The following is a 6,750-nucleotide window of genomic DNA, read 5'->3' on the forward strand; positions in this document are numbered from 1 at the left end:
GTGATCGCGCTGGCCGTGCTGCCGGTGTGGGTACCGCTCGGGGTGCTGCTCGCGCCCCCGCCCGGCGCCGGGGGCCGGCTGTGGGGGCCGGCGGCCGTGGGGGCGGCCACCGCCGCGGTGCTCGCGTACTGCCTGGCGGTGGGGCCGGTGACCGCCGGGGTGCGGGGTCGGCTGCTCGGTTACGCGGTGGACGTGCCGTACGCGCCGCTGGTGCTGGCGGGGTACCTGTGCGCCACGCTCGGCTCCCTGCTGCTGTCCGGGGACCGGCGGCTGCGGGTACTGGGGGCCGTGCTGGGCGCGGGGGCGGTGGTGTGCGCGGCACTGTGGCGGCTGGAGTTCGCCTCGGCCTGGTGCGCCTTCGCGGCGGTGGCGTCGGTGCTGGTGCTGGGCTGGGTGCGGCGCGACGGTCCCCCTACTGGTTCTGGCCGCCCAGGACGAAGAGCAGGTACACGAAGAACGCGAAGAGGTGGCCGACGAACAGGTACGCGATCAGCCTGATGACCAGGCCGCGCGGGAACTTCGACTCGAAGCGCTGGAAGACGGACAGCGGCGCGGGCCGCTCGGACGCACCGGACACGTTCTCTCCCTGGGACGGCATACGGATGACTCCTCGGCTAGTGGTGGTGCTGGGCGGCGCCGCCGAGGCACACCCCGGCGAGGCTGCTCTGCAGCAGGGTGTGGACGAACAGCAGCTCCGCCCCGCCGGGACCGGCCGCGCCGATCCGGTGCGGGGTCAGCGAGTCGAAGTGGGCGCTGTCCCCCGGCTCCAGCAGGTGCTCGGCCTCCCCCAGGTGCAGGCGCAGCCGCCCGCTGAGCACGTACAGCCACTCCTCACCGGGGTGTACGCGGACCAGCTCGCCCTGGCGGCGGCCCTGGGGGACGTGCACGCGCAGCGCCTGCATCCCCCGGCCGGAGCCGCCGGCCTGCCAGTACGTCCACCCGTCGGCCTCTCGGGCCCCGGGGCCGCCGGCCCGTACGATGGGATCGGCGACGCCCGGGGTCTCGCCGAGCAGTTCGGAGACGGTCGTACCGTAGGTGCGGGCGAGCCCGAGCAGCAGCGGCAGCGAGGGCTGGCGCCGGCCGGTCTCCAGCCGCGACAGGTGCGCGGGCGAGAGCCGGGCCCGGGCGGCGGCGGCCTCCAGGGTGAGCCCGGCGCGCCGGCGCAGCTCGCGCAGCTGCGGGGCCACGGCGGGCAGCTCCTCGGCGGTTCCGCCGGGGGCTCCGGGGGCCTCGGTGTCCGGGGGTTCCTCGGGACGGGGGGTCATGCCCCGAATTGAGCCAGAGTATTACCCCGCTGGCAATCTCTCTTGCCTCTGAGGCAAATCCTCCTCTCGCGGCCCCGGCTCAGCCCTCCGCGCCGCCGCCGCGCCGCGCCAGGACCGTCTCGACGGTGTCGGCCTCCTCCGGGCCCTTGTCCGGGCGGTACCGCAGGACCCGGGCGAAGCGCAGGGCCACCCCGGCCGGGTAGCGCGGGGAGCGCTGGAGGCCGTCGTAGGCGATCTCGACGACCAGCTCCGGCCTGACCCGCACGGTGAACCCGTCGTCCTCCACCGCCAGTTCGTGCAGCCGCTCCGTCTGCCAGCGCAGCATCTCGTCGGTGAGGCCCTTGAAGGTCTTGCCGAGCATGGCGAAGGTGCCGTCGGCGGCGCGGGCGCCGAGGTGCAGGTTCGACAGCAGGCCGGTGCGGCGGCCGTGGCCCCGTTCGACGGCGAGCACCACCAGGTCGAGGGTGTGGACCGGTTTCACCTTCAGCCACTGTTTGCCGCGCCGGCCCGCCGCGTACGGGGAGTCCAGGCCCTTGGCCATGACCCCCTCGTGGCCGCGGCGCAGGGTCTCCGCCCAGAATGCGCGCGCCTCGTCCTCCTGCGCCGCCGGGTCCTCCACCACCAGTCGGCGGACCCGGGCGGCCCCGGGGACGAGGGCGGCCAGGGCCGCGTACCGTTCGCGGACCGGCAGGTCCAGCAGGACCCGGTCCCCGAGGGCCAGCAGGTCGAAGAAGTACGCGGTGACGGGGAGGGCGCGGCGGGCGGCGTCGACGTCCACGCGGGAGCCGACCCGGCTCGCGATCTCCTGGAAGGGCACCGGCCGCCCGCCGGAGTCCTGGCCGATGACCTCCCCGTCCAGGACGAACCGCTCCCCCGGCAGGCTCCGGGCCAGCTCGGCGACCTCGGGCAGTCGGCCGGTGATCTCGTCGAGGGACCGCGTGTACACGTGTACGTCCTCCCCCTCGCGGTGGACCTGGACCCGGATCCCGTCGAGCTTCTCCTCCACCGCGCACGGGCCGAGCGCGCGCAGGGCGTCCTCCAGCGAGCGGGCGGTCCCGGCCAGCATGGGCTGGACCGGCTGCCCGATGCGCAGGGTCACCCCGCTGAGCGCGGCGGCCCCCTCGGCCAGCACCGCCGCCGCCACCCGGGGCAGCGAGCCGTCCAGCATCACCGCCCTGCGCAGCGCCGCGGCCGGCACCCCGGCGGCCGCGGCCACCCCCTCCAGGGCCACCGCGTCCAGCGCGCCCTGGCGCACCTCACCGGAGAGCAGGCTGCGCAGGAACCGCTGTTCGGGCTCGGTGGCCGCGCCGAGCAGCGCGCCCACGATCCGGCGCCGCTCGGCCTGCGCGCCGGGGCCGGAGACGGCGGCCAGCTCGGTCACCGCCGCGTCGACGGCCCGTACGGTCAGGGTGGGGGCGGCGGCGGGTTCGGCGTCCTGGGCGAGAGTGCGCCAGCCGACGCCGGGGCGGCCCTGCGGGAGGCGGCCGGAGAGGTAGGCGATGACCACGGGGGCCTCGTCGGCGGGGACGGCGGAGAAGAGCTCCGCGAGCAGGGCGGTCTTGCGCGACCGGGCGGAGCTCCCGGCGACCTCCCCGGACACGCGCGCGACCTCGGCCAACAGCATGCGCACCATCCTGCCGCCGCCGGGACCACCCCGCAGTTCGGGGCCGGAGTACCGCGGCTGCGGTACGCGGGGCCGCGCGGGTACTCCTGGAGAAGGGGCGGGGCTCCCCCTGAGGGAGCTCGGGGAAGGCGATCACGGGCTTTAGGGTTCCCCTATGAAGCTCCGACTGCCCCGGCGGCCCCGGGACCGCCTGCTCGCCGGCGCCGCCGCCCTCGCGGTCCTGGCGGGTGCCGGCACCTGGACGGCCTCGGCCGCCTCCGGGGACGCGCCGGCCGTGCACCGCCAGGACCAGGTCCTGCGTATGCCCGGCGCCGACGCGACCGGTCCCACCGGCATCGACACGTCCTTCTTCACGGCCGGGGACGGCTCCGGGCGCCGTCCGGCCGTCCTCCTCGGCCACGGCTTCGGCGGCAGCAAGGACGACGTCCGCGCGCAGGCCGAGCGCCTGGCCCGCGACGGCTACGCCGTGATGACCTGGTCGGCGCGCGGCTTCGGCCGCTCCGGCGGGAAGATCGGCCTGAACGATCCCGAGCACGAGGTCAAGGACGTCTCCGCGCTCATCGACTGGCTGGCCCGCCGCCCCGAGGTGCGGCTCGACGGGGACGGCGACCCCCGCGTGGGCGTGGCCGGCGCCTCCTACGGCGGGGCGGTGGCGCTGCTGGCCGCCGGGTACGACCGGCGGGTGGACGCGATCGCCCCGCAGATCACGTACTGGAACCTCGCCGACTCCCTCTTCCCGGAGGGCGTGTTCAAGAAGCTCTGGGCCGGGATCTTCTTCACCGGCGGGTCGGCGGACGGCCTCCAGCAGTCCGGCCTCCCGGCCGGAGCGGCCGCAGCCGCGGGAGCTCCGCCGACGGCCCCCGGCTGCGGCCGGTTCGAGCCCCGGCTGTGCGCCATGTACGAGCGCGTCGCCGTGGCCGGCAAGCCCGACGCCGAGGCGCGCGAGCTGCTGGAGCGGCGCAGCCCCTCGGCCGTGGGCGACCGGATCAGGGTGCCGGCGCTGATCGTGCAGGGGCAGGAGGACTCCCTCTTCCCGCTCGACCAGGCCGACGCCATGGCGAAGGCCATCGCCGCGAACGGCGCCCCCGTCGCCGTGGACTGGGCGGCCGGCGGCCACGACGGCGGCATGCGCGAGTCCGGCCGGATCGAGAGCCGTGTGACGGCCTGGTTCGACCGGTACCTCAAGGGCGACGAGGGCGTGGACACCGGCCCGGCCTTCCGGATCACGCGCACCGGCGGCATCGACTCCACCGACGGGCGGATCATGGTGCGCGGCGCGACCGGCGACCGCTACCCGGGACTGCTGGCGGATCCGCGTCCGTTCGCGCTGGCCGGTCGGGAGCAGACCTTCGCGAACCCGGCCGGCGGGGCTCCGCCCGCGCTGTCGGCGCTGCCGGGGATCGGCGGGCAGCTCGCCTCCCTCGGAACCGGGTTCTCCCTGGACTTCCCCGGCCAGAACGCCCGCTTCGAATCGGAGCCGCTGGCCTCGGAGGTACGGCTCACCGGCACCCCGACCATCACCCTCGACCTGAGGTCGACGGCTGCGGACGGCTCGGCCGTGCTGTTCGGGAAGCTGTACGACGTGGGGCCCGACGGGCGGCAGCAGGTGCTGCCGAGCCAGCTCGTGGCGCCCGTACGGGTGGCGGACGCCGGGCAGGGGCGGAGCGTGCAGCTGCGGCTGCCGGCCGTGGACCACTCCTTCCAGGCCGGGCACCGGCTGCGGCTGGTGGTCGCGGCCACGGACCTCGGCTACGCCTCCCCGGCCGAGCCGGCCTCGTACACCGTCTCGATGCACGAGCCCCTGCGGGTGCCGGTCGCCGACGGCGTGCGGACCGCCACCGCCGGGCTGCCCGCCTGGGTCTGGTGGCTGCCGCTGGGCGCCGTGGCGCTGGCCGCCGCGCTGCTCGGGATCCGCCGGACGGGCCGGGGCCGCGCGGAGTCGGCGCAGCCCGAGCCCGCGCTGGCCGGCGTGCCGCTCGACATCACCGGGCTGACGAAGCGCTACGCGAAGGCCCGGGACCGCTATGCCGTGCGGGACCTGTCGTTCCGGGTGGAACAGGGCCAGGTGCTGGGCCTGCTGGGGCCCAACGGGGCCGGGAAGACCACGACCCTGCGGATGCTGATGGGCCTGATCGCGCCGGACGCCGGGGAGATCCGGGTGTTCGGGCACCCGATCCGGCCCGGGGCCCCGGTGCTGTCGCGGGTCGGGGCGTTCGTCGAGGGCTCCGGGTTCCTGCCGCACCTGAGCGGCCGCGCCAACCTGGAGCTGTACTGGCAGGCCACCGGCCGCCCCGCCGGGGACGCGCACATGGCGGAGGCGCTGGAGATCGCCGGTCTCGGCGACGCCCTGGAGCGCGCAGTGCGCACATACTCGCAGGGCATGCGGCAGCGGCTCGCCATCGCGCAGGCCATGCTGGGGCTGCCGGACCTGCTGATCCTGGACGAGCCGACGAACGGTCTGGACCCGCCGCAGATCAGGGAGATGCGGGACGTGATGATCCGCTACGCCGCCGGCGGGCGGACGGTCATCGTCTCCAGCCACCTGCTGTCGGAGGTAGAGCAGTCCTGCACGCACCTGGTGGTCATGGACCGCGGGCGGCTCGTGCAGGCCGGTCCGGTCTCCGAGATCACCGGCGGCGGGGACACCCTGCTGGTGGCACTGGAGAGCCCGGTGGACGAGGTGGCCGTGGGCAAGGTCGCGGCGCTGGAGGGCGTCGCCTCCGTGGTGCCCGCCGAGGAGGGGCTGCTCGTACGGCTCGACGGTGCGACGCCCGCCGCCCTGATCGCCGAACTGGTGCGGCTGGAGCTGCCGGTGTCGGCGGTGGGGCCGCACCGGCGGCTCGAAGACGCCTTCCTGACCCTGATCGGAGGTGCGGCATGAGTGCCGTACGGGCTTCGGCCCCCGCCTCGGCGCCCACCGGGACGACCGCCGAGGAGACCGCGCCCGGCTACCGGCCGGGGCGGACGCTGCCGCTGCGCGTGGAGGCGCTGCGGCAGTGGCGCCGGCGGCGGACGCTCGTGATGGGCGGGGTGCTGGCCGCACTGCCCTTCGTCATGATCATCGCCTTCGCGGTGGGCGGCGGGCCGGACGACGGCGGGGGCGGCGGCAACGGCCGGGTCAGCTTCATCGACACGGCGACGGCCTCCGGCGCGAACTTCGCCGCGACCTGCCTGTTCGTGTCGGCCGGCTTCCTGCTGGTCGTGCCGGTGGCCCTGTTCTGCGGGGACACCGTCGCCTCGGAGGCGAGCTGGTCCTCGCTGCGCTACCTGCTGGCCTCGCCGGTGCCACGGGCCCGGCTGCTGTGGAGCAAGCTGGTGGTGGCGCTCGGGTTCAGCCTCGCCGCGATCGTGCTGCTGCCGGTGGTCGCGCTGGCGGCGGGCACGGCCGCGTACGGGTGGGGGCCGCTGAAGCTGCCCGCCGGCGGGGCGCTGGCCGCCGGGGACACGGTGCCCCGGCTGGCGCTGGCCGTGGCCTTCGTGTTCGTGTCGCAGCTGGTCACGGCCGGGCTGGCGTTCTGGCTGTCGACGCGGACGGACGCCCCGCTGGGCGCGGTCGGCGGCGCCGTCGGGCTGACGATCGTCGGGAACGTGCTGGACGCGGTGACCGCGCTCGGGTCCTGGCGCGAGTTCCTGCCCGCGCACTGGCAGTTCGCCTGGGCGGACGCCCTTCAGCCGCAGCTGGAGTGGGGCGGGATGGTCAAGGGGGCCGTGGTGTCGGTGTCGTACGCGGTGGTGCTGTTCGCCCTCGCGTTCCGCGGCTTCTCCCGCAAGGACATCGTGTCCTGAGGCCCGCTGGGGTTCGCCGCGGGGGGGGGGGGGCCCCCGCGGGCCGGGCGGGGCCCCCCCCGGCGCGGCGGGGCC

At 76.1% G+C, this 6,750-nt stretch carries 6 protein-coding genes; 3 read left to right on the forward strand and 3 right to left on the reverse strand.

Translation table 11 applies throughout. The features are described from left to right. A partial coding sequence (locus AB0F18_RS37925; protein ID WP_362069705.1) for a DUF6629 family protein occupies positions 1-498 on the forward strand: 498 nt, incomplete at its 5' end. Here the strand turns inward: AB0F18_RS37925 and AB0F18_RS37930 are convergent. The 3 genes from AB0F18_RS37930 to AB0F18_RS37940 form a co-directional block, all read right to left on the reverse strand. Continuing rightward, positions 413-598 carry a DUF6126 family protein gene (locus AB0F18_RS37930; protein ID WP_362069708.1) on the reverse strand — a complete coding sequence of 62 codons (186 nt, stop codon included), beginning with the start codon at positions 596-598 and terminating at the stop codon, positions 413-415. The genes AB0F18_RS37925 and AB0F18_RS37930 overlap by 86 nt on opposite strands. A 16-nt stretch (positions 599-614) precedes the next feature. Beyond that, positions 615-1,265, reverse strand: a complete 651-nt coding sequence (locus AB0F18_RS37935) for an XRE family transcriptional regulator (RefSeq protein WP_362069711.1) — start codon at positions 1,263-1,265, stop codon at positions 615-617. A gap of 79 nt (positions 1,266-1,344) precedes the next feature. Continuing rightward, a complete protein-coding gene (locus AB0F18_RS37940) occupies positions 1,345-2,889 on the reverse strand; it encodes an ATP-dependent DNA ligase (protein ID WP_362069714.1) in 1,545 nt (514 codons plus the stop codon). Between the two features lie 154 nt (positions 2,890-3,043). Here AB0F18_RS37940 and AB0F18_RS37945 point away from each other — a divergent pair, with 154 nt between their 5' ends. Both AB0F18_RS37945 and AB0F18_RS37950 read left to right on the forward strand, forming a co-directional pair. Further along, positions 3,044-5,770 (forward strand): alpha/beta fold hydrolase, encoded by a 2,727-nt coding sequence (locus AB0F18_RS37945; RefSeq protein WP_362069717.1) that lies wholly within the window; start codon positions 3,044-3,046, stop codon positions 5,768-5,770. Then, positions 5,767-6,675, forward strand: a complete 909-nt coding sequence (locus AB0F18_RS37950) for an ABC transporter permease subunit (RefSeq protein ID WP_362069720.1) — start codon at positions 5,767-5,769, stop codon at positions 6,673-6,675. The genes AB0F18_RS37945 and AB0F18_RS37950 overlap by 4 nt, the downstream gene beginning before the upstream one ends. Positions 6,676-6,750 lie beyond the last annotated feature (75 nt).

It is taken from the genome of Streptomyces sp. NPDC029216, from assembly GCF_040648015.1.
Classification (GTDB): Bacteria; Actinomycetota; Actinomycetes; order Streptomycetales; family Streptomycetaceae; genus Streptomyces.